This window comes from Pseudoflavonifractor sp. BSD2780061688st1 E11, assembly GCF_005844125.1.
Lineage (GTDB): Bacteria > Bacillota > Clostridia > Lachnospirales > Lachnospiraceae > Sellimonas > Sellimonas catena.
In genome coordinates, this window is the sequence record NZ_SPHM01000002.1 from 103,276 (window position 1) to 128,970 (window position 25,695).

The following is a 25,695-nucleotide window of genomic DNA, read 5'->3' on the forward strand; positions in this document are numbered from 1 at the left end:
CCTGTTTCCCGGCCAAACATTCCCCTTCGCCCGGCAGGTCGATTTTTAATTCTGTTTTGCTTTTTCTTTCAGATCTCCCTCATCAAATACCTGATCGATCGCTTCTCCCGGAGCAACCATCGGCCATACCTTCTCATCGCAGTCTATCTGACAGTCAATCAGAACCGGTCCGTCTGCGTTTCTTGCCTCCTCAAAGATCCGGACAAATTCTTCCCTTGTTGTGGCGCGGTATGCTTTCGCTCCCATCGCCTCGGCAAGTTTGACAAAGTCCACATTGTCATTGAGTATTGTAGCGGAATACCGTTTCCCATAGAACAGATCCTGCCACTGTCTGACCATTCCGAGTACATGATTATTCAGAATCACTTCGATAATCGGAATCTGATAGCGTGCTGCTGTTGCAATCTCATTCATATTCATCCGGAAGCAGCCATCTCCCGCGATGTTGACCACACATTTGTCCGGTCTCGCACATTTTGCACCGATGGACGCCCCAAGTCCGTATCCCATCGTTCCGAGACCGCCGGATGTCAGAAGTGTTCTCGGCTTTGGATATTTATAATACTGTGCGGCCCACATCTGATTCTGTCCGACCTCTGTTACAATAACAGCATCTCCTTTCGTCTGCCGGTAAATTTCCTCTACGACAAACGGTCCGCTTAACACGTCCGGATGATAGGTCATCGGATATTTTGCCTTGTATGCTTCGATCGTCTGAATCCATTCACTGTGATTCTGCTGCTCCAGCATCTGATTCAGCTTTGAAAGTACCACCTTGACATCCCCGGTAATTCCATGTGTGATAACTACATTCTTATTCATTTCTGCCGGATCGATGTCAATCTGCAGAATTTTCGCCTTTGACGCAAATTTCTCCGCATTTCCCGTGACACGGTCACTGAATCGTGCCCCCACTACAACAAGAAGGTCGCACTCACTGACTCCGTGATTCGATGTTTTTGTTCCATGCATGCCAAGCATTCCTGTGTAATATGGATCTGTTCCAGGAAACGCACCTTTTCCCATCAGAGTGTCCGCAACCGGCGCATCCACCTTTTTGACAAACTCAAACAGTTCTTCGTCCGCATCGGAGAGCACTGCGCCTCCACCCACGAAAATATATGGCTTTTTCGAGTTCTGGATCATCTCTACTGCTGTCTGAAGATCTTCTTCATTGACCTCTTCGTTTCTCTTTTGAGGTGTAATTTTTTTCGGCTCATATTCGGCAAGATTGGACGTTACATCCTTTGGAATGTCAATCAGTACGGGACCCGGACGGCCCTTACGTGCAATCCGGAACGCTTTCCGGATCGTATCAGCCAGTTTATTGACATCTTTTACAATATAATTATGTTTCGTAATCGGCATGGTGACTCCCGCAATATCGATTTCCTGGAAACTGTCCTTTCCAAGAAGGGATACGCCAACGTTGCAGGTGATTGCCACAACAGGAATAGAATCCATATAGGCAGTCGCAATACCTGTTACAAGATTTGTCGCCCCCGGTCCGCTTGTGGCCAGACATACACCGACTTTTCCCGTTGCCCTGGCATAACCGTCCGCCGCATGCGCCGCCCCCTGCTCATGAGAAGTCAGGATGTGACGGATCTCGTTCTGGTGCTTATACAGCGCATCATATACATTCAGAATCGCACCGCCCGGATATCCGAATACGGTATCCACACCCTGCTCTTTTAAACATTCTATTACAATTTCTGCTCCTGTAAGCTTCATTGCTCTTCTTCCTTTCGTCTAGTTTTTCGGTATCTCCAGGATCGCTCCTCTGTTTCCGCTTGTTACCATGGCTGCATACCGTGCCAGATAACCGGTCTTGACCTCCGGCTCTTTCGGCTGCCATGCCTTGCGTCTTTTTTCCAGCTCCTCTTCCGGAACATCCAGTTCCAGTTTCAGCCCCGGAATGTCAATCTTAATGATATCTCCCTCTTCTACAAGTGCAATCGGTCCGCCTACTGCCGCCTCCGGTGATACGTGTCCGATGGATGCACCTCTGGATGCCCCTGAGAATCGTCCGTCTGTAATCAGGGCAACGCTGGATCCAAGTCCCATTCCCGCGATTGCGGATGTCGGATTGAGCATCTCCGGCATTCCCGGTCCGCCTTTTGGTCCGACATAGCGGATAACCACTACATCACCCGGATGAATCTCTCCGCCTTTGATTGCCTTGATTGCATCATCTTCGCAGTCAAAGACTCTGGCAGGTCCCTCATGAACCATCATTTCTTCTACTACCGCCGAACGTTTTACCACGCTTCCGTCCGGAGCAAGATTCCCTTTCAGAACGGCAAGGCCTCCCGTCTCACTATATGGGTGATCTACCGGTCTTATGACTTCCGGATTTTTATTGATACATCCTGCGATATTTTCTTTCACTGTTTTTCCGGTCACCGTCATGCAGTCTGTATAGAGAAGCCCTTTTTTGTCCAGCTCATTCATGACTGCGTAAACGCCGCCCGCCTCGTTAAGGTCCTCAATATATGTCGGTCCTGCCGGTGCCAGATGACAGAGGTTTGGTGTCTTCTCGCTGATTCCGTTTGCAAAATCAATCTCAAAATCCATTCCAACCTCATGGGCGATTGCCGGAAGGTGAAGCATACTGTTTGTAGAACATCCAAGGGCCATGTCCACTGTCAGGGCATTTAAAATGGCTTCCCTGGTCATAATGTCACGAGGACAGATATTTTTTCTCCAGAGCTCCATCACCTGCATACCCGCATGTTTTGCAAGACGGATTCTCTCGGAGTAAACTGCCGGGATGGTACCGTTGCCCTTTAAGCCCATTCCAAGCACCTCTGTCAGACAGTTCATACTGTTGGCCGTGTACATTCCGGAACAGGAACCGCATGTCGGGCAGACTTTACATTCAAACTCATCCAGCTCTTCTTCTGTAATCGTTCCGGCCGCATAAGCTCCAACCGCCTCAAACATGCTGGAAAGACTTCTCTTCTCTCCTTTCACATGTCCGGCAAGCATCGGGCCGCCGCTGACAAAAATAGTCGGAATATTGATCCGGGCCGCAGCCATCAGAAGACCCGGCACATTTTTATCACAGTTTGGAACCATGACAAGGGCATCAAACTGATGAGCCAGAGCCATCGCTTCCGTAGAGTCTGCAATCAGATCTCTCGTCACAAGAGAATACTTCATTCCGATATGTCCCATGGCGATCCCGTCACAGACTGCAATCGCCGGAAATACGATCGGGGTCCCTCCAGCCATGGCAACTCCCATTTTGACTGCTTCCACAATCTTATCGAGATTCATATGTCCCGGCACGATCTCATTATAAGAGCTTACAATTCCTACAAGCGGACGTTCCATCTCTTCTTTTGTCAGTCCCAGCGCATTCATCAGAGAACGATGCGGCGCCTGCTGGCTTCCTTTTGTTACAGTATCACTTCTCATCTTTCTTCCTCCTGTCCTTACTCTGTTTCTATAGTCATTATGCCTGAATTCTTTCACAGATCAGATCTCCCATTTCCTTTGTGCCGACCTGTGTACATCCTGCAGACATGATATCTCCTGTCCGGTATCCGTCTTTCAAAACCTGATCCACTGCCCTCTCTACCGCGTCCGCTTCCTTATCAAGATCAAAGGAGAAACGAAGCATCATTGCTGCGGAAAGGATTGTGGCAATCGGGTTTGCGATTCCCTTTCCTGCAATGTCCGGCGCGGATCCTCCGCTCGGCTCATACAGGCCGAATTTGCTGTCATTAAGGCTTGCGCTTGCCAGCATTCCGATAGATCCAGTCACCATGCTGGCTTCATCGGATAAAATATCTCCAAACATATTCTCTGTCAGAATCACATCAAACTGCTTTGGATTTTTTACGATCTGCATCGCACAGTTATCAACAAGCATATGTTCCAGCGTCACGTCCGGATACTCTGCCGCCACCTCTTCTGTCACCTTTCTCCACAGTCTGGAGGAATCCAGAACATTTGCCTTATCCACACTTGTCACCTTGCGGGAACGTTTCTCGGCAATGTCAAATGCGCGCTTTGCAATCCTGCGGATTTCATTTTCATTATAGGAAAGTGTGTCCACCGCGGTCATGACACCGTCTTTTTCTTCTGTCTTTCTTTCACCAAAATACAGTCCGCCCGTCAACTCCCGCATAATCATAAAGTCAAATCCGCCTTCGGTGAGCTCCGGTTTCAGAGGACATGCTCCTTCCAGTTCTTCATAGAGGACTGCCGGTCTTAAGTTCGCGAACAGGCCCAGTTCCTTACGAATACGAAGAAGTCCCGCCTCCGGCCTCTTGGAAGGCTCAAGCTGATACCATGGAGATGTCTTTGCATCGCCTCCAATGGACCCCATCAGTACAGCGTCACATGCTTTTGCTTTCTCCACCGTCTCATCAGTGAGCGGCACCCCGTGCACATCGATGGAAGCGCCTCCTAAAAGCAGTTCCGTATAGTCACAGGTATGTCTGAATGTTTCTCCTACTTTATCAAGAACTTTTACGGCCTCTGTAACAATCTCCGGGCCGATTCCGTCTCCTTTTATAATTCCAATATGTAGTTGCATTGCTATCCCTCCCAGAAAATCTGTTACAGAATATCATATAATATTTTTGTTTCTGTTTCAACCCTTTACCGCGCAAAAGTGCCTTTTCCACCCGTTTTCTCCATGAAAACCACCTGCCTGAGGCTTTTTTCAACAACAAAAAACAGATCCCTCTAAAACGGAATCTGCTTTTCTTTTCACTGACTTATCATTATTTTGTTTCACCTGCACCAGGCTTTTCTACCTGCATGATAGCAGCCTTCTGCATCGGAATACGACAGTTTTTATTATTTCCGAACTCTACGATCACATCTTCTTCTGTGATATCGATCACTACTCCGTAAAATCCACTTGTCGTCAGAACAGTATCTCCAACTTCCATATCAGCGATCATCGCCGCTACCCTCTTCTGCTCTTTCTTCTGCGGTCTCATCAGAATGAACCAGAGTCCGCCAAGAACAACTACATAAAAAAGGATCAAAAACAGCGGGTTTGAGAAAATGCCTCCGCTTGACTCTGTAAGTAACGTGTATTCCATCATTCTTTCCTCCTAATTTCTAGCTAAACACTATTGCTATCATACACAATTTTTCCCGTTTCATCAAGTACTTTTGGGAATTTTATCAGGTTTTATCCTTTCTGTCCCTGCGCCATTCCCTCAAGTTTCTGCTTTTTATATTCTTTGTAGCGGCCTTCTTCGATTGCGGCACGGATTTCTTCCATCATTGTATTGTAAAAATACAGGTTGTGAAGTACGCAGAACCGCATGCCGAGCATCTCCTTTGCTTTCAGAAGGTGACGGATATAGGCTCTGGAATATTTCCGGCATACCGGGCATCCGCAGCCTTCTTCAATCGGGCGGTCATCCAGTTCATATTTGGCATTGAAAAGGTTCAGTTTGCCATGATTCGTGTACACATGGCCGTGCCGGCCGTTTCGTGTCGGATAAACGCAGTCAAAAAAGTCAACGCCCCGGTCCACTGCCTCCAGAATATTTGCAGGGGTACCGACTCCCATCAGATACGTTGGTTTTTCAAGCGGCAGATAAGGAACAACGGCATCCAGAATCCGGTACATCTCCTCATGAGATTCTCCTACCGCAAGTCCTCCGATGGCATATCCCGGAAGATCAAGCTCTGCGATTTCCTGCGCATGTGCAATCCGGACATCCTCCAGAATTCCGCCCTGATTGATTCCGAACAGCAGCTGATGCGGATTGATCGTATCCGGAAGACTGTTCAGCCGCTCCATCTCGGCCTTACATCTGCGAAGCCACCGTGATGTTCTCGCGACAGAACGCTCAATATAATCCCGGTCTTTTGTACTGGCCGGGCATTCGTCAAACGCCATAGCAATGGTGGATGCCAGATTGGACTGGATCTGCATACTCTCCTCCGGTCCCATAAAAATCTTCTTCCCGTCAATGTGAGAATGGAAATGTACTCCTTCCTCCTTGATCTTCCTGAGGCCCGCAAGGGAAAACACCTGAAATCCGCCGGAATCCGTCAGAATCGGCTTGTCCCATACCATAAACTTATGCAGCCCTCCAAGTTTTTTTACTACCTCATCGCCCGGTCTTACGTGGAGATGATAGGTATTGGAAAGCTCCACCTGGGTTTTGATCTCTCTTAAGTCATCGGTGGACACTGCTCCTTTAATGGCGGCAGCCGTCCCCACATTCATAAACACCGGTGTTTCAACAACACCGTGTACCGTTGTAAAACGGCCCCTTTTTGCGAGGCCGTCTCTTTTTAACAATTCATACATGTTTTCTTTGCTCCGTTCTGAAATCTGGTTTAGAAATGACAGATGATCGGTGTCGTCTCATTGATCAGATCATAAAGCTTTGCCGCATCATCGTATTTCATATTGATACATCCGTGGGAACCATGGTTCAAGTACCAGTCCCCTCCGAATCGTGTCTGCCAGGACGCATCATGGAATCCGATGTCTCCATTGAAAGGCATCCAGAATGCCACCGGAGATTCATAGGAATACTCTCCGTTTGCAAGCAGTTCTCCACGAAGTACTGCATTCTTGGTCTTGTAAGTCAGGTCATAGCTTCCCTGCGGTGTGTCATCTTCTCCATTCGGAGTTCCACTGACAATATCACAGTTCATGATCACTTCTCCGTTCTGGAAAAACCAGAATTTCTGTGTCGTCAGATCCACTTCCGCGTAAGTGTCTCCGTAGTCATTGTCGTCTCCGTGATCCGCTCCTCTTCTGGACCATTTCGGCTCCCTTGAAACTTCTTCACCGCTCTGAATATTCGCAACCAGAGCCGCATACTCGTCTTCCTGATTTAAATACCAGCCAAAGTCACCTCCGGATACCTGCACTGTATCTCCGCGGCCCGTCACAAATGTCCGCGTCGTTCCAACTGTATTATACTTTGTGGCAAGCTGCGCAATATAGGCATTCACCTGATCGGTATTGAATGTCACCTGCATATTCTCATCAACCGTCAGCCACTGGGAAATAAGCGTCTTATCTACTACTTCTGTCTTTGGTGACAGATCATATGTAATCTTGCTCTGGAGATACTTATTCATGGTATCAACCGCAGCCTGCACTTCCGGAGAATCTTTCGTGTAAGCCGGTGTGATATAGCATCCTTCCGTCTCCAGATTCATTTCCTGATTAAAGCCGCTTACGGACTCTTTTACCTTCTGAAGAAGCGTCTCCTGATTCACCTGGTTTCCGACTACTTCCTCCTGGATGACAAACTGGTTTCCGTCATATACCGGATGTGCATTTTCTGAGGCAGTCTGGCCTGCGGAAGTCACGCACTTCAGCATGGAAACAAACCCTGCCAGCTTTTCTTCATTATATTCGATTCCGACTTCCGTTGTGACATCGGATTTTGTCCACAGTGCCGTCGGCCAGAGAAATGGATTCTGCTCCTCCTTGACTTTCTCAAGAGCACCGCTCTCCTGATAGGAGATGTCAATATCTTTTCCGGAGATCGTCTCCGTTCCTCCGTCTTTTTCATTTAATGTCAACGTGTATCCGGCAACCTGCTCTGCCATATAATCCTCCGCATCATGAACGCTTCTGAGTGAAAAGCTGTTACCGTTGATCGTTGTTCCCGGATAGAAATGGCTCTGAAAAAAGATCACTCCGCCAAAATAGGCAACCGCTACAATTCCGACAATGCTGCCGCAGGTAATCGCGATCCGTTTCTTTGCCGCCTTGGATATCCGGCGTTTCTCTTTCTTTTTCCTTGGTCCCCGTCTATGTTTGATTCTCGTCTTTCTTGCTATTTCATTTTCACTGTCCATTGTATGATCCTGATCCGAAATCCGGAGTTCTTCTTCCGGAATATTTTCGTTTTTCTTCATTCAATATCTACCCCTTACTATTTTACCTTATACATCGCTATTATAATATGTCTATGTGGAAAAGTACAGTGAAAATTTGTTGAATCTTGTCGTATATCCTACTTACTTTTCGGCGTTTTCCCTCAAATTTCGATTGCAGTTTTTTCAGTGCTTCTATATAATAGATAGAAGTTTATTCAGATTATTTTGTATATTTGGAGGTATCATTATGGCAGGATCATCTTTTGGAACTCTTTTTCAGATTACAACATGGGGAGAATCCCACGGAGCCGGCATCGGTGTCGTAGTAGACGGCTGCCCGGCAGGGCTTGCACTCTCCCCTTCCGATATTCAGGCCTTTTTAAACCGCAGAAAACCGGGACAGAATGCTTACTCTACCATGCGCAAGGAAGCAGACGAAGTGGAAATCCTCTCCGGCGTGTTTGAGGGAAAGACAACCGGTACACCAATCTCCCTTCTCGTGCGGAATCAGGACCAGCGCTCCCATGACTATTCTCAGATCAAAGACTGTTACCGGCCCGGTCATGCGGATTATACCTTCGATGCAAAATACGGATTCCGGGATTACCGGGGCGGCGGACGTTCCTCGGGACGAGAAACGATCGGACGTGTTGCTGCCGGCGCCATTGCTTCTCTCCTTCTGAAAAATCTCGGCATCCAGGTTCAGGCATATACGAAAGCGATCGGTCCATACACCATCCCTGCTGATGAGTACGACTTTTCCGTTCTGAAAAGCAGTCCGCTTTGTATGCCTCATCTGGGATACTCTCAAAAAGCGGAAGAATATCTGCGTACCTGTATGGAAAACCAGGATTCCGCAGGAGGCATTATCGAATGTCAGATCGCGGGACTTCCTGCCGGCATCGGCGAACCGGTTTTTGACAAGCTGGACGCCCTCCTTGCCCACGCAGTTCTTTCCATCGGAGCTGTCAAAGGATTTGAAATCGGAGATGGCTTTGAAGCCGCCCGTTCAAACGGTTCCACAAACAATGACGCTTTCTGCCTGAAAGACGGACAGATCACCAAGAAGACAAATCATTCCGGCGGAACACTTGGAGGGATGAGTGACGGAAGCACTGTCATTTTCCGTGCGGCCATCAAGCCGACTCCTTCCATCTCCTCTCTGCAGCAGACGGTCAACTCCTCTATGGAAGAGGTTGACATCTCTGTCAAAGGAAGACATGATCCGATCATTGTTCCGCGGGCCGTTGTCGTTGTAGAATCCATGGCAGCGCTTACCACCGTGGATCTGCTGCTTCGGAACATGAGCGCCTCCATGGATCATCTTCTCCGGATTTACCGGTAATCTTACGCTCAAACGAGAGAAAGGAAGTCCTTTATGAAAAGAGAACTGACCTATATCATACAAGAAACGGACGGTACGGCTGCGCCGCTTACCGTCCAAAGCTTTCTGAAAAGCAGGGGATATTCTCATGCTGTCATCGTCTCCCTCAAAAAAACTCCGGAGGGAATTCTAAAAAACGGTGTCTGGGCACGGGCACACGATCCACTCCTGCCGGGCGACTGCCTTCAGGTGCGGATTGTCGAAGACAGTTCCTCCGATCATATTGTTCCGCGTCCGCTTCCGTTTCCGGTTGTATACGAGGATGAAGATCTTCTTGTCGTGAACAAACCGGCTGACATGCCGATTCATCCGTCTCAGGGAAATTACGAGAATACTCTCGCCAATGCTGCCGCCTGGTATTTCAAAGAAAAAGGGGAATCATTTGTGTACCGCTGCATCAACCGTCTGGACCGGGACACAACCGGACTTCTCATCCTTGCCAGGCATGCCTACAGCGCTGCCCTTCTTTCCCGGATGGTCTCTGCCCGCCAGATTAAGCGGGAGTATCTTGCAGTTGTCAGAGGCACTCCGGATGTTTCCGGAATCATCGATGCTCCAATCGGACGTAAAGAAGGATCTACCATCGAACGCCGGGTGGACTTTGAACACGGTGAACCGGCCCGTACCCATTATGAACTCCTTTACTCCGAGGGCGGATATTCCCTCGTCCGGCTCCGCCTTGACACAGGGCGTACCCATCAGATCCGTGTCCACATGAAGTATCTTGGGCATCCTCTGCCCGGCGACTTTCTTTACTGTCCGGATTACACAAAAATAAAACGGCAGGCGCTTCACTCCTGCCGTCTCTCTTTTCTCCATCCTGTTACGGGGCATCCTCTTTCCCTTACCGCCCCGCTGCCGGATGATATGCGTTCTTTCTTCCCGTCTGTTTCTCTGAATACTCTTTAAAGATCATAGCATCCGCCTCCGATAAACTCCCGCAACAGGGAGTTTGCCGGAATCCTCTCTGTTCCGATCCCGAGAAAATAGTCCAGAAACTTCAAAAGCCGCTTGGCTTCATGGAATTCTTCCATTTCCGGTGTAATCTGAAATAACAGTGGTTCCACATACTGTTTTAATACCGCAAGTTCGTAAATCAGGGCCGAGTTAAACATGATGTCCGCTTCCTCCTGGAACGGGAAAATATTTCGCTCTTCCCCCCTTCTGACCGAATACCACATGGCAATTGTTCTTGCCGCGGAAGTGCCCCGGGTCCTTGCATCACGGACAATCCGGCGGATCAGACGTCCGTCCGTAGTCGGGATCCTGTTGTGTTCGTCTACATTCAGCTGTGTCAGCGCACTGATATAAATCTTAAACTTCCGCTCATTCGGAAGAGCTTTGGTAAGCTCTGGATTCAGGCAGTGAATTCCCTCAATCACAAGAATATCCCTGCTCTCCATTTTCAGCTTTTTCCCTTCGTATTTCCTCTGTCCCGTGATAAAATCAAAGGTCGGAATTTCCACCTCTTCGCCATGAAGCAGACGTCTCAGATCTTCATTAAACTGATCTACGTCAATCGCTTCCAGGCACTCAAAGTCATAATTCCCTTTCTCGTCCTTTGGAGTGTGCTCCCGGTTGACAAAATAGTTGTCGACCGCAAGAGGATGAGGACGCAGGCCGTTTACCCTGAGCTGGACGGACAACCTGTGCGAAAAGGTCGTCTTTCCCGAAGAAGAAGGTCCTGCCACAAGCACAAACTTCACATCACCTCTTTTTGCGATCTGTTCCGCAATTTCAGCAATCTTCTTTTCCTGCTGTGCTTCCTGCACCAGTACCATGTTCTGAGCTCCCTCCCGCACAATTTCGCGGTTCAGATCGCCAACGGTTTCAATATCCTGGAGATCACCCCATTTCATGGATTCTTTCTGTACCTGAAACAACTTTTCCCGCACCTGTAAAGGCGGAACCCGTTCCGGATCCGACATTTTCGGCATCTGGATCACAAATCCTTCATCATACGGATAGAGTTCAAAATATTTCAGATATCCTGTGGACGGCACCATGTAGCCGTAGTTATAGTCCTCGAAAGCTCCCATCCTGTACAGGTTGACTCTGGAACTTCTCCGGTATTTGAACAATTCTTCTTTATCATACATACCATATTGATGAAACAGCTCAATCGCTTCATCCGTATGGAGATTCCGTTTTTCTATCGGAATATCAGCCTCTACGATCTTTCGCATCGTATCTTTAACACGGTTTAGAAATACCTCATCCAGACAGATATCCCCGTCAATCGTACAGTAATACCCCTGGTCCACCGAGTAATGAATCCGCACTTTTTGAATCTTATCATGTCCGGCTGTATCATAGACCGCCTTTACAAGCATCAGGCTCATACTTCTTTTGTAGGTCTTATACCCGATGTCCTCTCCGGTCGTGACAAGCCTGACCCTGCAATCTTTCCGGAGCGTTTTATACAGTTCTTTCAGTTTTCCGTCCTGAATCACAAGAACAACATCATTTTTGTACTCTTTCTGTCTGTCTTTTGCAATCTCAAGAAAAGTGGTTCCTTCCGGATACTGCTTTGTTTCTCCATTTTCAAATGTAACCGTATACTGTAGTACATCGTGCAAACTAACACCTTCTTTCCAGCCTTTATAAAATCACGGAATACGGCAAATGCTTCGGCATGGTAATCACTTCGATTCTGCCTTCCGTTTTATCCTCCAGATACTGTTTCATATCCTCCATAAACAGATATTCCAGTCCGTAGTGACCCGCATCAAGCACTGCCATCCCCTGGGCATCGGCATCAATTCCGGTATGGTGACCGATATCTCCGCTCAGAAATACATCTGCACCTTTCAAAAGCGCTTCCTGCACTACACTTTCACCCGATCCCGGACAGACCGCCACCGTTTTGACCGGCCTGTCTGCTCCAAAGCACCGAAGTTCCTCCAGGCCAAAACGTGTTCTGATTCTGGCCGCAAATTCAAGAAGGCTCTCCGGCTCTTTCAACGTTCCGGTCACGCCGATTCCACACGGAACCCCCAGCCATTCCCCGGTTTCCTCAAGCGGACCGGTCTCTTCCAGTCCGATTTTTTCTGCGGCAAGCATCCCCATCCTGCAGATATCGTAGTTCGTATGCATGGCATAGTAGGCCACGTCTGCCTGTATCAGCTTTAGAATTCTTCTTCCGATAAACGCTTCATCCGTAATCCGCTTCACAGCCCGGAACAGAAGCGGATGATGAGAAAGGATCATATCCGCCTTGATTTCCAGTGCCGTCTCCACGGCAGCATCATCGACATCAACCGTAATCAGGACCTTTTGGACCTCCTTTTCTTCTCTTCCAAGTATGAGACCGCTGTTATCCCAGTCAAGCGCATAACTCTCCGGTGCAGCCTCCACCAAAATATTTCGGATTTCTTTTACCTTCATCTTGCCTCTCCTTTTACCGGTACCTGCCTTCTGCTGCGTACAGCTGCTTCAGTTCTTTTTCTATCTCTATGATCCGGGCTTTGGAACTTTCCGACGGATCCTGGCTCTTCCTCAGATTCTCCAGAATGTTCGTCCGGATCCGGATTTCCCGTTTCAGAAAATCATGGAGAACCGGATGTTTCTCTTTCAGAAGAACTCTTCCATACTCATATTCCTCTTCCGTGTACGGGAACTGCTCCCTCTTCCCCGGAACAGCCTTCATCATCGGGTAGTATTTTCCATCCTCATATATCATATTCTCATACTCAATGGAAAATCCGTTTTCAATCAGAAACCGGCGGACTTTCCCGATCTCCGACTGCGGCTGGAGAATACATTCTTTCAGCGACGCCGTCGTTTCCGGACAGGCCGACAAAATCTGTATAATAAGAGCGCCGCCCATTCCGGCGGCGATCATACTGTCTGCTTCCTGGATGCTCAGTTCTTTGAGTCCATCTGATCTTCTTGTCCCGATTTGCTCTTCAAGCCCATATTCTCCGATATGTTCTCTGGCACGCTGGAGCGGCCCTTCGTTAACATCCATCGCAACCGCGGATGGAATCCGTCCGTTTTGCACCAGCCAGATCGGGACATACGCGTGATCCGTCCCGATGTCTGCCACTCTGTATCCGGGCGTCACCAGCTCGGCGACCGCCCGAAGTCTCTTTGATAATTCCATGCTCCGCTCCTAATCCAGATAGTCTCTTAATTTACGGCTGCGGCTTGGATGGCGCAGTTTTCTCAGTGCCTTGGCCTCAATCTGACGGATACGTTCTCTTGTAACATCAAACTCTTTACCGACTTCCTCCAGTGTCCTTGCCCGGCCGTCGTTCATTCCAAAACGCAGTCTTAAGACCTTCTGTTCTCTGTCTGTCAGTGTATCCAGCACTTCATTGAGCTGTTCCTTTAACAGTGTGGCGGCAGCAGCTTCCGCCGGAACCGGCACATTATCATCCTGAATGAAATCACCAAGATGGCTGTCCTCTTCTTCCCCGATCGGTGTCTCAAGAGACACCGGTTCCTGTGAAATCTTCAAAATCTCTCTGACACGGTCCACAGGCATGTCCAGTTCTTTTGCAATCTCTTCCGGAAGCGGCTCTCTTCCGAGCTCCTGAAGGAGCTGTCTGGATACCCGGATCAGTTTGTTGATCGTCTCCACCATATGAACAGGAATACGGATCGTTCTCGCCTGGTCCGCAATCGCTCTCGTAATTGCCTGACGGATCCACCAGGTCGCATAGGTACTGAACTTAAATCCCTTCTGGTAATCAAACTTCTCAACCGCCTTGATCAGACCAAGATTACCTTCCTGAATCAGATCCAGAAAGAGCATTCCCCGCCCGACATAGCGCTTTGCAATGCTGACTACAAGACGGAGGTTCGCCTCTGCCAGTCTCTTTTTGGCACTCTCATCGCCTTCCGCCATTCTTTTGGCCAGATCAATCTCTTCTTCTGCACTTAAAAGAGGAACCTTTCCGATTTCTTTCAAGTACATACGCACCGGATCCTCAATGCTGATCCCGTCCGGCACAGACAGATCGATCTTTTCCATATCGACCTCTTCCTCTTCTTCTGCAAGAATCAGATCGTCAATATCTGCGTCCAGGTCATCATCATTTCCAATACGCAGCACATCGATATTCATTGCCTCCAGATACTCATACACCTTTTCCATCTGCTCTGAAGATAATTCCAGATCAGCCAGAAAATCACTGATCTCCTGAATTTCCAGAACTTTCTTTTTCTTTTTTCCAAGTTCGACCAGCTCTTTCAGCTTTTCCTCAAATTTTGCTACGTTTTCTTCCATGCTTTTGTCCATCCTCTCATCGCTTGTTCTATACTTTTATTTTATGGATATCTGCATCTGATACAGTTTCTGCAGATCCTTTTTGGCTTCCATGAGCTTCTGAAGACCTTTGATATCCGTCGGGTCCAGCGCTCTTCCCGCTTCTTCAATACTGTGGTTTTTCACCTTGATCACCGTCTCTTTGAGAGCTTTTTCCTGCTCCTCTTTCGTGGAGAGTTCACGAATCTTTGTATGAAACAGTGATGCGGCCTCCCGATGCTCTTCCTCATCCGTAAAGTGATTCAAAATGCGGGCAGGATTGAGATCTCCCTCTTCATACTGCTCATAAAGCAGTGAGGCAACTTCCTTATACAGGCTTCCGGTGAAATCGTCCGGTGTAATGTAATTCTTCACCTGAGAAAATACTGTCATATCATCAATCATCCAGGTCAGAAGGATCTTCTGGGACTTCAGATTTCCGTCTTCCTTCTCCTTGACAGCCGCAGTCTGCTTCGGCCGTCTGGCCGGTGCTGCCAGCCCCTTCTCTATAGCCGTCTTTGCCACCAGCTTTTTCAGATCCTCGAAGGCTACTTTATATGCTCTGGCAACCGCCTCGGTATAATTATCCCTTTCAATCTGCTCTTCAAATTCTCCAAGTCTTGCCGCTGCCTCTTTCATGAAACCGGTCTTACCTTCCGGGGAATTCATGTCATACTGACGTTCCAGCACCTCCAGACTGTACATAAACCCGTTTCTGGCTTTGCTGATCCGCTCTTCAAAAGCCGCCGCACCCAGATTTTTGATAAACTCGTCCGGATCCTTATACGGATCCATCCGGATCACTTTCGCCGTAATGCCCGCCTCTTTCAGAATCGGCATCGCTCTCAGGGCTGCCTTCGTTCCTGCCTCATCGCTGTCATAAGTCAGATATACTTCCTGAACGTACCGCTTAATTAAAGATGCATGTCCAGGTGTAAATGCAGTCCCGAGGGAGGCAACTGCATTGGTAAATCCTGCCTGATGAAGCGCAATCACATCCATATACCCTTCGCACAGCAGAAAATAAGGCTTTCTGGAACTTCTTGCACGGTTCAGCCCGTAAAGATTTCTGCTTTTATCAAAAATCGGAGTCTCAGGGGAGTTCAGATATTTCGGTTTCCCGTCACCCATGACACGGCCGCCGAATCCAATAACACGGCTGTTTGCGTCCATGATCGGAAACATCACACGATTCCAGAATTTATCATGAATTCCTTGTTTCTCATCGACACTTGCAAGCCCGGACTGCACGATCAGCTCATCCGAATAGCCCTTCAACTTCAGGAATCTGCTCAGATCATCGCTGTATTTATTTGCATATCCGAGCCCGAAGTGCACGATGGTCTCCTCTGTCAATGCTCTGTCGGTCAGATATTGATAGGCCTGCCGCCCTTTTTCCGACTTCAGCTGTGCAAAATAATATTTTGCTGCAAGCTTGTTGATCGCAAGAAGCGTCTCTCTTAAATCTGCTCTTTCTTTTGCCTCTTTGGAATACTGTTCCTTCGGCAGCTCCACTCCCGCTCTGTCCGCAAGATAACGGAGCGCTTCGGTAAATGAATAGTGCTCATATTCCATCAAGAATGTAAACACATTTCCTCCTGCCCCGCAGCCAAAGCAGTAGTACATCTGCTTGTCTCGGCTGACAGAAAAGGACGGGGATTTTTCATTGTGAAACGGACAAAGTCCAAAATAAGAATTTCCTTTTTTCTGCAGTCTTACATAAGAAGAAATCACGTCTATAATATCGTTTTTCATTCTTACTTCTTCTATCACGTCATCTGAATAATACACGTCTTTCCCTTCCTTCTTGCCTGTGTACATTCTCCTACAAATTATATATTCGACAAAAGATGTTGATTTCCTTTTTCTTTTTTTAATTTTTTCAAAAAAGCGATGAAAGACTGTTTTTTATTTCTCTTTTTCTTCAGAAAGCCGCCTGCGGATTGCTTCTACTACCGTCTCAAGCACTTTGATTCTCGCATAGTACTTATCATTTCCTTCTACAATAATCCAGGGTGCAGACGGGGTTGATGTTTTCACGAGCATCTCTTCAACAGCTCTTTCGTAGAGATCCCATTTTTCCCGGTTTCTCCAGTCTTCGTCCGTAATCTTCCACTGTTTCGCCGGATTTGCCTGGCGTTCTTTAAATCTCCGCTCCTGTTCGTCTTTATCGATCTGCATCCAGAATTTCATTACAATCGCGCCGGAATCCGCAAGCTGTTCTTCCATATCATTCATTTCCTTATAGGCACGTTTCCACTCCTGCTTTGTGCAGAATCCTTCAATCCGTTCCACCATCACCCGTCCGTACCAGGTCCGGTCAAAAATGGTAATATGTCCTTTCTTCGGCATCTTAATCCAGAATCTCCACAGGTAATGATGCTTTTTCTCCCAGTCGTTCGGAGCTGCCGTCGGAATCACGACATATCCCCTCGGATCAAGTGCCTGAGTCAGCCTCTTGATGGCACCGCCCTTTCCTCCGGCGTCCCACCCTTCAAATCCGAGGATCATCGGAATTCTTCTGCGGTACAACTCCCCATGAAGTTTTGTCAGTTCTTTCTGAAGCTTTTTCTTTTTCTTCTCATATTCTTCTCTTGTGTAGGACAGGGACAAATCAGCTTTATTCAATACAGACTCTACCGGCTTTTCATCCAGTTCCGATGCTTTTTCTTCTTCCTCCGGCTTCCGTTCCACCGCAGCTTCCAGAGCCTTGATCACCGTCTTGTAAATCTTGACGGCAGCATATCTCTTATCCGTTGCCTCCACGATCGTCCAAGGAGCAAAGTCCGTATCCGTCTTTGCCAGCATCTCTTCGTTCACCTGGAGATATGCATCATATTCCTCGTTTCTGCGCCAGTCATTTCCTGTCACTCTCCATTCACTTTCTCTGGAAGATGTCAGCTTTTCAAACCGCTTTTTCTGCTCCCTTTTACTGATATAAAGGAAAAGTTTAATAATCACCATACCGTCATCAGTCAGTTCTTTTTCAAAATTCTGGATAGTATGGTATGCTTTGGCGACTTCCCCTTTGGACATCTGATTTTCAAACCGCTCCCCAAGCACCTTCCGGTACCAGCTCGTGTCAAAAATAGATATCTTGCCCCGCTCCGGGATCTTCGTCCAGAAACGCTTCATGTAAGGATAGAACTTTTCTTCTTCTGTTTCTTTTTTGACTGCAAACACTTCAAAGCCCCGCGGGTCCAATGCCTGGATCAGCTTGCCGATCTGCACTCCTTTTCCAGACGCATCCAGGCCTTCAAATACTATCATCACCGGAATTTTGGCACTCTGGCAGGCTCTCTGCAGTTCCCCAAGCCTGATCGAAAGTGTCTGAATCTCTTCTTTGTATTCCGGTTTCTTCATTTTTTTCGACAAGTCAATTTTCTCTAACATCGTCCTTCCTCCTCATGCTACAAAATAATTATATTTTTTTGTTGACATTCCCTCTGATCTGTAGTAATATATCTTTCGGACGGTCGAAAGACAGTCACATGCGGAAGTGTCGGAACTGGCAGACGAGCAAGACTAAGGATCTTGTGACTATTGCAGTCGTGTGGGTTCAAGTCCCATCTTCCGCATCTTGAAAGCAGAGTGCTGCAGGTCAGGCTCTGCTTTTTTGATCAGAATGTGTTATTTTCTATTATAGCACGATCTGATGATAAATTGTATCTATTGATTAAAAAATATACATTTTTCAATTATTTTTAATTTTTATATTGACATTTTCTTTTACTTGTAGTAATATAATCTACGGACAGCCGATAAGGCAGTCACATGCGGAAGTGTCGGAACTGGCAGACGAGCAAGACTAAGGATCTTGTGACTATTGCAGTCGTGTGGGTTCAAGTCCCATCTTCCGCATTTTTCATTATTCAGCTGAAATCCTCATTTTATGCAGGATTTCAGCTTTTTCTTTTTTGAATAAAGGAAGGATTTTTAGCTTCTACTCTTTCCGCACTCCAAAACAAAAAAAGCAGAAAGAAATCTTTTTTTCTTTCCGCTTGTCTTTTCGCTTCTTTCTTTATTATTATGACAGGCTTCTGACGTACGCTGCCGCCCAAATCGCAGCAACCGCCCCGTCACTTACTGCTGTGGCCGCCTGTCGTACAAGTTTGACACAGATATCCCCCGCCGCATATACCCCCGGCAGATTCGTCTCCTGTTTTTCGTTGGTTACAAGATACCCGTCTTTTTTCTCCAGTTCCGGATAGAGCGATGTATTCGGCGTTGAACCAGCATAGATATAGACCGCACATCCCGGCGCCTCAATCCACTCCTGCTCTTTCGTATGTTCGTCTTCAATAACAATTCGATCCGCCTGCCCCTCTCCTTCAATCCGGGACAGTCTGCTGTGAAGGCGCACCTCCATATTCGCCGTCCGTTTTACTTTCTCTGTAAATTCCGGAATTGCTCCCAGCGTATCTTCAAAGTGGATAATCGTTACTTTGGAAGCAAATTTCGAAAGAAAAAGCGCTTCTTTCACCGCTCCGTCTGCTCCGCCCACAACAAATGCTTCTCTGCCTTCGTACTTCTTTGCATCTTTTGCCGGATTCAGCCCTGTTCCACGTCCCGCAAATGTATCTTCTCCCGGAATACCAAGCTTTCTTGGCGTCGTTCCTGCTGCAATGATTACCGCCTTCGCTTCGTATGTCGTTCCTTCTGTCACGATCCGTTTTACCGCTCCGGAAAGATCTGCTTCTACTACTTTTTCCATTGCAATTTCGATTCCCGCACGTTCGGCCTGTTCCTTCAGTCTAAGGGAAAAACTCTCACCTGTTTCGTCCGCAAGAATTCCTGCATAATGAGTGACAGTCGACACACTTCCAAGAAGTCCTCCTACCTTTTTCTGTTCTAAGACAATGGTTTTTAACCCTCTGCTTGCGGCATATACCGCACTGCTGATTCCTGCCGGCCCCGCTCCAATGACACAAATATCGTACATTCTATTTCCTCCGCTTCTATTTTCTTTTCAGTGATGATCATAACACAGAGTTTCAATAAAGAAAAATGATATATTCTTATTATTTCATAATTTCAGTTTATTATTCATATCCTGCAAGCCGGATACAGCCAGTCTCGGAACCACATTTTCAGGCATCAAAAAAACAGAGGAGGTTTCCTCTGTTTTTCCAGTTCTATCTTAAGCCTGATTTGCTTTTGCAAGTTCTGCTAATGCTGTAAATCCTTCCGCATCGTTGATTGCCATATCCGCAAGGATCTTTCTGTTGATCTCTACACCTGCAACCTTTAATCCATGCATCATCTTGCTGTAGGATAATCCGTTCATTCTTGCTGCCGCGTTGATACGAGCGATCCAGAGCTGACGCATCTGACGTTTTCTCTGCTTACGTCCTGCGTAGGAGCTTGCAAGAGCTCTCATAACAGACTGTTTTGCAACTCTGTACTGTTTGGAACGTGCTCCTCTGTATCCTTTCGCCAGTTTTAATACTCTATTATGTTTCTTCTTTGCGTTCATTCCGCCTTTAATTCTTGCCATGTCTTACTCCTCCTTCTATTTTTCCAACTCTTATAAGTACGGTAATACTTTCTTCATGTTCTTTACATTTGTAGAATCAGTAATGATAGATTTTCTAAGATTTCTTTTTCTCTTAGTAGATTTCTTTGTTAAGATATGGCTCTTGTAAGCTTTATTTCTCTTTAACTGTCCTGTTGCTGTTTTTTTAAAGCGCTTTGCAGCTGCTCTATTTGTTTTAATTTTTGGCATAATAATGTTCCTCCTTAAATTATAAAATTTATTTTTAACGTTTTTCAGTTAAAACCATGCTCATGCTTCTTCCTTCCAGCTTTGCCGGCTTTTCTACAACCGCAATCTCTTTCAGGTGTTCCGCAAAATCATCCAGAATATGTTTGCTCTGCTGCATATGAGCCATTTCACGTCCACGGAAACGAAGTGTAACTTTTACCTTATTCCCTTTCTGGATAAACTTCCTTGCATTGTTTACTTTCGTGTTCAAGTCATTCGTATCAATATTTGGAGATAATCGAACTTCTTTTACATCTACAGTCTTCTGCTTTTTCTTTGCCTCTTTTTCTTTTCTTGTCTGCTCGTATTTGTATTTGCCGTAATCGATAATCTTGCATACCGGCGGCTTTGCTGTTGGAGCAATCTTCACGAGATCAAGCTCGGCTTCCTGCGCGATCTTCTGCGCTTCTCTTGCAGACATAATTCCTAATTGTTCTCCATCCTGTCCGATCAGCCGCACTTCTCTGTCGCGGATCTGTTCGTTAATCATTAAATCGCTAATTGTTGTACACCTCCATGTTTGAATACTCATTCCTTGCCATAAAAAAATGGATAGCACAGACTATCCACATGATCTATCTTTACAAACCGGGCTCTCTGATATAAAATATAGAGATAACGATTGTAATTCTATATCAAACCATCAGTCACTCTTTCGTGCTGCGGTGAGAGTGGATACTCTGCTTTCTTTTCACACAGCTGTTATTTTAGCACAGCTTTCTTTTTCTGTCAAATACTTTTTTTAGAAATCTGACCTTTCTATTTTTCTCTTGTTTTTTACACGTCTCTGTGACATAATATACACACTCACTTTAAAGTGATAAAAAAATAAATTGTTGGGAATTTGGGGGTACAAATGAAAGAAAGAAGTAATTTTTCCAGCAGGCTCGGCTTTGTTCTTGCTGCGGCCGGATCTGCTGTAGGTCTTGGGAATATCTGGCGTTTTCCCTATCTGGCAGCACAATACGGCGGGGGAACTTTCCTTCTGGTTTATCTGATTCTTACTGTCACTTTTGGTTTTTCTCTGATGCTTGCGGAAATCGCCATCGGACGAAAAACCGGATTAAGCGCCATTGGTGCATTCAAAAAACTGGATCATCGTTTTGGGTTTCTCGGAATTCTGGCATCCCTTGTGCCGATCATCATCTTTCCTTATTATTCCGTAATCGGCGGATGGGTTACAAAATATCTTGCAGTCTTTTTGACAGGAGGAGGAAAGTCAGCTGCAGCCGATACCTATTATACTGATTTTATCGCTTCTCCTGTCGAGCCGCTGGGCTGGTTTTTTCTTTTTCTCGCCGCCACAGCTGTTATTGTCCTTCTGGGCGTGGAAAAAGGAATCGAAAAGGTCAGCAAGTTTATGATGCCTGTACTCGTAATCCTGACAGTCGGAATTGCGGTATACTGCATCACACTGCCAGGAGCCGGTGAAGGTGTCGCCTACTATCTGAAACCGAACCTGAAAGATTTTTCAACCAAAACCGTCCTCGCTGCCATGGGACAGCTGTTTTACTCTATGTCCCTTGCCATGGGAATCATGGTAACATATGGCTCCTACATGCAGAAAGACAATAACCTGGAATCTTCCGTACGGCAGATCGAAATTTTTGACACCGGCTTTGCGTTTCTTGCCGGTCTCATGATTATCCCTGCTGTATTCGTCTTTTCCGGCAAGGACGCTCTTCAGACAGGTCCCGGCCTGATGTTTGTCACACTTCCAAAAGTATTTGCAAACATGCCTTTCGGAGAGTTGATCGGAGCTGTATTTTTCCTCCTTGTATTGTTTGCCGCACTGACTTCTTCCATCTCCCTGATGGAAACGATTGTCTCGATTATCTGCGACAGACTGCACTGGACCCGGAAACGTTCAGCGCTTACCGTAGCCGTATGCGCACTGATTCTCGGCGCTCCTTCTTCTATGGGATTTGGGCCGTTAAGCTTCGTCAAAATTCTGAATCTTTCGATTCTGGACTTCATGGATTTTATCAGCAACAGCGTGATGATGCCTGTTGTAGCCTTTTTCACCTGCATTTTTGTAGGTTTCTTTATCAAACCGGAGGCTATCGGCGAAGAAGTACGTCTGAGCAGCAGAACATTCAAAAGCGAAAAGCTTTTCTCTGTCATGATTAAATGGATCGCTCCGCTTTTCCTTGTCGCAATCCTGCTAAGCTCCGTATTTCACTGGGTATAGTTTAAAAAGAGTTCTTTGGCGGGCACAGTATTATTCGATACTGTGCCCGCTTTTTTGCATACTTTTTCTCCATTTCGGAAAAACTCCATACTGAAACAGGAAAAACGGAGGAACAGTCTAATGAAGATTTCCAAGCTGATACAGGAAAATATTTCTTATATTAATGAAATCCTTCCGGTAAAAGAAAGCTTTGACATTATAGAACGCGATATGATCATCGGCGGACGTGAAAGCTGCTTTTTCTTTATCGACGGATTTATGAAAGATGAAGTCATGTCCAAAGTTATGGATACGCTCTTTAAACTCACACCGGAAGAAATGCCGAAAACGGCGACCGAGCTTTCCAGAACAATGATCTCGTATGTAGAAATCGATACTTTTTCAGAATATGATGAAATTATAAAGAATATTTTATCCGGAGTCTCCTGTCTTTTTGTAGACGGCTTTGAATCCTGCATTGCCATTGACTGCAGAACCTATCCTTCCAGAAGTGTGGACGAACCAGCACAGGACAAATCACTCCGGGGATCCAGAGATGGATTTGTAGAAACAATTGTCTTTAACACCGCATTAATGAGAAGAAGGATTCGCGATCCGCATCTGACTATGAAAATGACGGAAATCGGGAAGTCTTCCCGGACAGATGTCGCTCTTTGCTATATGTCTGACCGGGTAGATCAGAACCTGCTTTCACTTCTTACACAAAAACTGGAAGCAATGCAGGAAGAAGATCTGAAAATGAATCAGCAGAGTCTTGCCGAGCTTCTCTTTAAAAGAAAGTGGTATAATCCATTTCCGAAGTTCAAGTATACAGAGCGTCCGGATACTGCTGCCGCCTGTCTTCTGGAGGGAAAAATCATTCTGCTTGTAGATACCTCTCCTTCCGCGATGATTCTGCCGACATCTATCTTTGATATGATCGAGGAGGCAAACGATTATTATTTTCCAACACTGACCGGGATTTATCTGAAGATTTCCCGCGGTCTGATTACTCTGATGACCATTTTTCTCACGCCACTTTTCCTGCTTTTTATGCAGAATCCGCAGTGGATACCGGAAATTTTCGATTTTGTGCTTGTGAGGTCTACTGTAAATATCCCCTTGTACTTTCAGCTTCTGCTGCTGGAGCTTTCCATTGACGGACTGCGGCTGGCAGCTCTCAACACACCCAGCATGCTCAGTACTCCTCTCAGTGTTATCGCCGGTATTGTGATGGGGGAATTTTCCGTTCAATCCGGATGGTTTAATTCCGAAATCATGCTTTACATGGCCTTTGTTGCTGTGGCAAACTATACCCAGCCCAATTTCGAACTGGGGTATGCATTAAAATTCATGCGTCTTCTTCTTCTCACGCTCACGGCCTTATTTGACTGGATCGGTTTTGCGGCGGGGTGCATCATTATCGTGTGTTCCATCTGTTTTAACCGTACGGTTTCCGGACGAAGCTATCTGAATATCCGCAGGAATTAAATTACAGCCTCCAGCATAAAATCTTTTGCTTCATGCCTTGAAAAATGGTATGATAAGTAAAAAGCAGGATGAGGAGGTTACAGCAATGAGAGAGTTTGTTATTACTACGGACAGCACCGTCGATCTTCCAAAAGAATGGCTGGAAGAGCGTAATATTCCGACGCTGAAATTATCATATACCATTGACGGCGAAACCTATCCGGATATGGAGGGGATTTCAAAAAAAGAATTTTTTGACCGCATCAGAAGAGGTTCTCTTCCGACTACGTCCCAGGTGACACCAGGTCAGGCAAGGGAACTGTTTGAACCTATCATAAAAGAAGGCAAAGATATTATCCACATCGGATTTTCTTCCGGATTAAGCGGAAGCCTGAACAGTGAACGGATGGCCGCGCAGGATCTGATGGAAGACTATCCTGAAGCACGGATCACCGTGATCGATTCTCTTTGTGCATGTCTTGGCGAAGCACTGCTTCTCTACTATGTTCTGAAGCTTAAAAAAGAAGGGAAAACTTACGATGAGATCGTGACCTGGGCAGAGGAGAACAAGCTTCACGTCTGCCACAATGTTACAGTGGATGATCTGAACCATCTGCACCGGGGAGGCCGTGTTTCCAAAGCTACCGCCGTCCTTGGAACCATGGTAAAGATCAAGCCTATGATCCACATGGACAATGAAGGAAAACTCAGTGTCATCGGAAAAGAACGGGGACGCAAGCGCTCCCTGCACAAGATCGTCGATATCATGGAGGAGCAGATGAAGGGCTGGGACAATGAAATTGTCATGATCACACATGGGGATTGCGAGGAAGATGCCCAATATGTCGCCGGTCTGATCCGGGAAAAATACGGAATCGATAACATTCTGATCAATGTGATCGGAACTGTCATCGGAAGCCATACCGGCCCTGGCGTTGTTGCCACGTTCTGTATGGGAAATAAAAGATAAGATTTACAGGACTCTGCATGAATGCAGAGTCCTTTTTCGGGCACATTTTCTCAATCTATCTTCTGTTTATTCTCAGGAAAATCCCCTTCTTCTATTGACATCTTTCCATTTCTTTTGTAATATAACAGTGATATATAGCAGTGTTATATAGAAGGGGATCCGCATGAATGAAACAAAACCAGACACATTGCAGGCTATCCTGACAGCAGCAATGGACGAATTCCTGGAAAAGGGATTTCAATCAGCTTCTCTTAGGAATATCGTGAAACAGGCTGGTGTAACCACCGGAGCCTTTTACGGATATTTTTCCAGTAAGGAAGCTCTGTTCGAAGCTCTCGTCGGAGAACAGTATGAGTATTTCATGAACTGTTTCTGCAGCGCTCAACAGGAATTCGCTTCTCTTCCGGCGGAAGCTCAGCCTGACCAGGTAGGCATCACGTCCGGCTCATGTATGCGCGAGATGCTTTTGTATGCCTATTCTCATCTGAAGGAGTTCAAATTGATTCTCTGTCATTCCACAGGCACACGCTTTGCCGGTATGATTGATGAAATGGTAAGAATCGAGCTTCAGGCGACTCATGACTATCTGAATGTGCTGAAGTCACTTGGAAGACCCGCACCGCCGATTGATGAGCATCTGGAACACATCCTTGTGACCGGAATGTTTAATGCTTTTTTTGAGCTTATTATCCATGAAATGCCGCTTCCAAAAGCGGAAAACTATCTCGAAGAGATGCGGGAATTTTATACTGCAGGATGGCTGAAGATTATGGGGCAGTAAGCCCTGTAATTTTTATCCAGAGGTTAGTTTGTGCTAACTTTTTTATAGCGGACTCCGGCTGCTTCTCCGTTCCTG

General features: G+C 46.5%; 22 protein-coding genes and 2 tRNA genes. 8 read left to right on the forward strand and 16 right to left on the reverse strand.

Going from position 1 to position 25,695, the window contains the following annotated elements; translation table 11 throughout:
• Nucleotides 1-45: 45 nt before the first annotated feature.
• The 6 genes from ilvB to FGQ85_RS01450 form a co-directional block, all read right to left on the reverse strand.
• The gene (gene ilvB / locus FGQ85_RS01425; RefSeq protein ID WP_138372458.1) at nucleotides 46-1,734 is read right to left on the reverse strand and encodes a biosynthetic-type acetolactate synthase large subunit; all 1,689 of its coding nucleotides are present in this window, start codon (nucleotides 1,732-1,734) and stop codon (nucleotides 46-48) included.
• Between the two features lie 18 nt (nucleotides 1,735-1,752).
• A complete protein-coding gene (ilvD, locus tag FGQ85_RS01430; protein WP_138372459.1) occupies nucleotides 1,753-3,423 on the reverse strand; it encodes a dihydroxy-acid dehydratase in 1,671 nt (556 codons plus the stop codon).
• 37 nt (nucleotides 3,424-3,460) lie between these two features.
• Nucleotides 3,461-4,549 (reverse strand): 3-isopropylmalate dehydrogenase, encoded by a 1,089-nt coding sequence (gene leuB / locus FGQ85_RS01435; RefSeq protein ID WP_138372460.1) that lies wholly within the window; start codon nucleotides 4,547-4,549, stop codon nucleotides 3,461-3,463.
• 190 nt (nucleotides 4,550-4,739) lie between these two features.
• Entirely contained in the window at nucleotides 4,740-5,066 is a 327-nt protein-coding gene (gene yajC / locus FGQ85_RS01440; protein ID WP_087168242.1) for a preprotein translocase subunit YajC, read from the reverse strand.
• A 92-nt stretch (nucleotides 5,067-5,158) separates the two neighbouring features.
• Nucleotides 5,159-6,295 carry a tRNA guanosine(34) transglycosylase Tgt gene (gene tgt / locus FGQ85_RS01445; RefSeq protein ID WP_087168243.1) on the reverse strand — a complete coding sequence of 379 codons (1,137 nt, stop codon included), beginning with the start codon at nucleotides 6,293-6,295 and terminating at the stop codon, nucleotides 5,159-5,161.
• Nucleotides 6,296-6,324: 29 nt separating this feature from the next.
• Nucleotides 6,325-7,869 carry a peptidoglycan binding domain-containing protein gene (locus tag FGQ85_RS01450; protein ID WP_087168244.1) on the reverse strand — a complete coding sequence of 515 codons (1,545 nt, stop codon included), beginning with the start codon at nucleotides 7,867-7,869 and terminating at the stop codon, nucleotides 6,325-6,327.
• Nucleotides 7,870-8,077: 208 nt separating this feature from the next.
• On the opposite strand from FGQ85_RS01450, the gene aroC reads away from it, so the two are divergent.
• Nucleotides 8,078-9,175, forward strand: a complete 1,098-nt coding sequence (aroC, locus tag FGQ85_RS01455) for a chorismate synthase (RefSeq protein WP_087168245.1) — start codon at nucleotides 8,078-8,080, stop codon at nucleotides 9,173-9,175.
• Nucleotides 9,176-9,208: 33 nt separating this feature from the next.
• Nucleotides 9,209-10,123, forward strand: a complete 915-nt coding sequence (locus FGQ85_RS01460; RefSeq protein ID WP_138372461.1) for an RluA family pseudouridine synthase — start codon at nucleotides 9,209-9,211, stop codon at nucleotides 10,121-10,123.
• On the opposite strand, the gene FGQ85_RS01465 is transcribed toward FGQ85_RS01460, so the two are convergent.
• From FGQ85_RS01465 to pap, 6 genes are all read right to left on the reverse strand, one after another.
• Nucleotides 10,120-11,793 (reverse strand): nucleoside kinase, encoded by a 1,674-nt coding sequence (locus FGQ85_RS01465; protein WP_138372462.1) that lies wholly within the window; start codon nucleotides 11,791-11,793, stop codon nucleotides 10,120-10,122. The genes FGQ85_RS01460 and FGQ85_RS01465 overlap by 4 nt on opposite strands.
• A 22-nt stretch (nucleotides 11,794-11,815) precedes the next feature.
• Nucleotides 11,816-12,601 carry a Nif3-like dinuclear metal center hexameric protein gene (locus FGQ85_RS01470; protein ID WP_087168248.1) on the reverse strand — a complete coding sequence of 262 codons (786 nt, stop codon included), beginning with the start codon at nucleotides 12,599-12,601 and terminating at the stop codon, nucleotides 11,816-11,818.
• Nucleotides 12,602-12,614: 13 nt separating this feature from the next.
• Complete coding sequence (locus FGQ85_RS01475) at nucleotides 12,615-13,319, reverse strand: class I SAM-dependent methyltransferase (protein ID WP_087168249.1); 705 nt, start codon at nucleotides 13,317-13,319, stop codon at nucleotides 12,615-12,617.
• Nucleotides 13,320-13,328: 9 nt separating this feature from the next.
• Nucleotides 13,329-14,447, reverse strand: coding sequence for an RNA polymerase sigma factor RpoD (gene rpoD, locus FGQ85_RS01480; RefSeq protein ID WP_087168250.1), 1,119 nt, complete (start codon nucleotides 14,445-14,447; stop codon nucleotides 13,329-13,331).
• A gap of 36 nt (nucleotides 14,448-14,483) precedes the next feature.
• Complete coding sequence (gene dnaG / locus FGQ85_RS01485; protein WP_138372463.1) at nucleotides 14,484-16,256, reverse strand: DNA primase; 1,773 nt, start codon at nucleotides 16,254-16,256, stop codon at nucleotides 14,484-14,486.
• 117 nt (nucleotides 16,257-16,373) lie between these two features.
• Complete coding sequence (gene pap / locus FGQ85_RS01490; protein WP_087168251.1) at nucleotides 16,374-17,858, reverse strand: polyphosphate:AMP phosphotransferase; 1,485 nt, start codon at nucleotides 17,856-17,858, stop codon at nucleotides 16,374-16,376.
• A 100-nt stretch (nucleotides 17,859-17,958) separates the two neighbouring features.
• On the opposite strand from pap, the gene FGQ85_RS01495 reads away from it, so the two are divergent.
• Both FGQ85_RS01495 and FGQ85_RS01500 read left to right on the forward strand, forming a co-directional pair.
• Nucleotides 17,959-18,043 (forward strand) — tRNA-Leu (locus FGQ85_RS01495).
• Nucleotides 18,044-18,241: 198 nt separating this feature from the next.
• Nucleotides 18,242-18,326, forward strand: a tRNA-Leu gene (locus FGQ85_RS01500).
• Between the two features lie 166 nt (nucleotides 18,327-18,492).
• On the opposite strand, the gene FGQ85_RS01505 is transcribed toward FGQ85_RS01500, so the two are convergent.
• The 4 genes from FGQ85_RS01505 to infC form a co-directional block, all read right to left on the reverse strand.
• Complete coding sequence (locus FGQ85_RS01505) at nucleotides 18,493-19,407, reverse strand: NAD(P)/FAD-dependent oxidoreductase (protein WP_087252789.1); 915 nt, start codon at nucleotides 19,405-19,407, stop codon at nucleotides 18,493-18,495.
• Nucleotides 19,408-19,605: 198 nt separating this feature from the next.
• Nucleotides 19,606-19,962, reverse strand: coding sequence for a 50S ribosomal protein L20 (gene rplT / locus FGQ85_RS01510; protein WP_087168253.1), 357 nt, complete (start codon nucleotides 19,960-19,962; stop codon nucleotides 19,606-19,608).
• A gap of 30 nt (nucleotides 19,963-19,992) precedes the next feature.
• Nucleotides 19,993-20,190, reverse strand: a complete 198-nt coding sequence (gene rpmI, locus FGQ85_RS01515; protein ID WP_087168254.1) for a 50S ribosomal protein L35 — start codon at nucleotides 20,188-20,190, stop codon at nucleotides 19,993-19,995.
• 34 nt (nucleotides 20,191-20,224) lie between these two features.
• On the reverse strand, nucleotides 20,225-20,719 hold the full coding sequence (infC, locus tag FGQ85_RS01520; RefSeq protein WP_087168255.1) for a translation initiation factor IF-3: 495 nt from the start codon (nucleotides 20,717-20,719) through the stop codon (nucleotides 20,225-20,227).
• Nucleotides 20,720-21,085: 366 nt separating this feature from the next.
• Between infC and FGQ85_RS01525 the strand changes: the two genes are divergently transcribed.
• The 4 genes from FGQ85_RS01525 (at nucleotide 21,086) to FGQ85_RS01540 (ending at nucleotide 25,620) form a co-directional block, all read left to right on the forward strand.
• Entirely contained in the window at nucleotides 21,086-22,420 is a 1,335-nt protein-coding gene (locus FGQ85_RS01525) for a sodium-dependent transporter (RefSeq protein ID WP_087168256.1), read from the forward strand.
• 120 nt (nucleotides 22,421-22,540) lie between these two features.
• Nucleotides 22,541-23,890, forward strand: coding sequence for a spore germination protein (locus tag FGQ85_RS01530; RefSeq protein ID WP_138372464.1), 1,350 nt, complete (start codon nucleotides 22,541-22,543; stop codon nucleotides 23,888-23,890).
• Between the two features lie 85 nt (nucleotides 23,891-23,975).
• A complete protein-coding gene (locus FGQ85_RS01535; RefSeq protein WP_087168258.1) occupies nucleotides 23,976-24,839 on the forward strand; it encodes a DegV family protein in 864 nt (287 codons plus the stop codon).
• A 163-nt stretch (nucleotides 24,840-25,002) separates the two neighbouring features.
• Nucleotides 25,003-25,620, forward strand: a complete 618-nt coding sequence (locus tag FGQ85_RS01540; protein WP_087168259.1) for a TetR/AcrR family transcriptional regulator — start codon at nucleotides 25,003-25,005, stop codon at nucleotides 25,618-25,620.
• Nucleotides 25,621-25,695 lie beyond the last annotated feature (75 nt).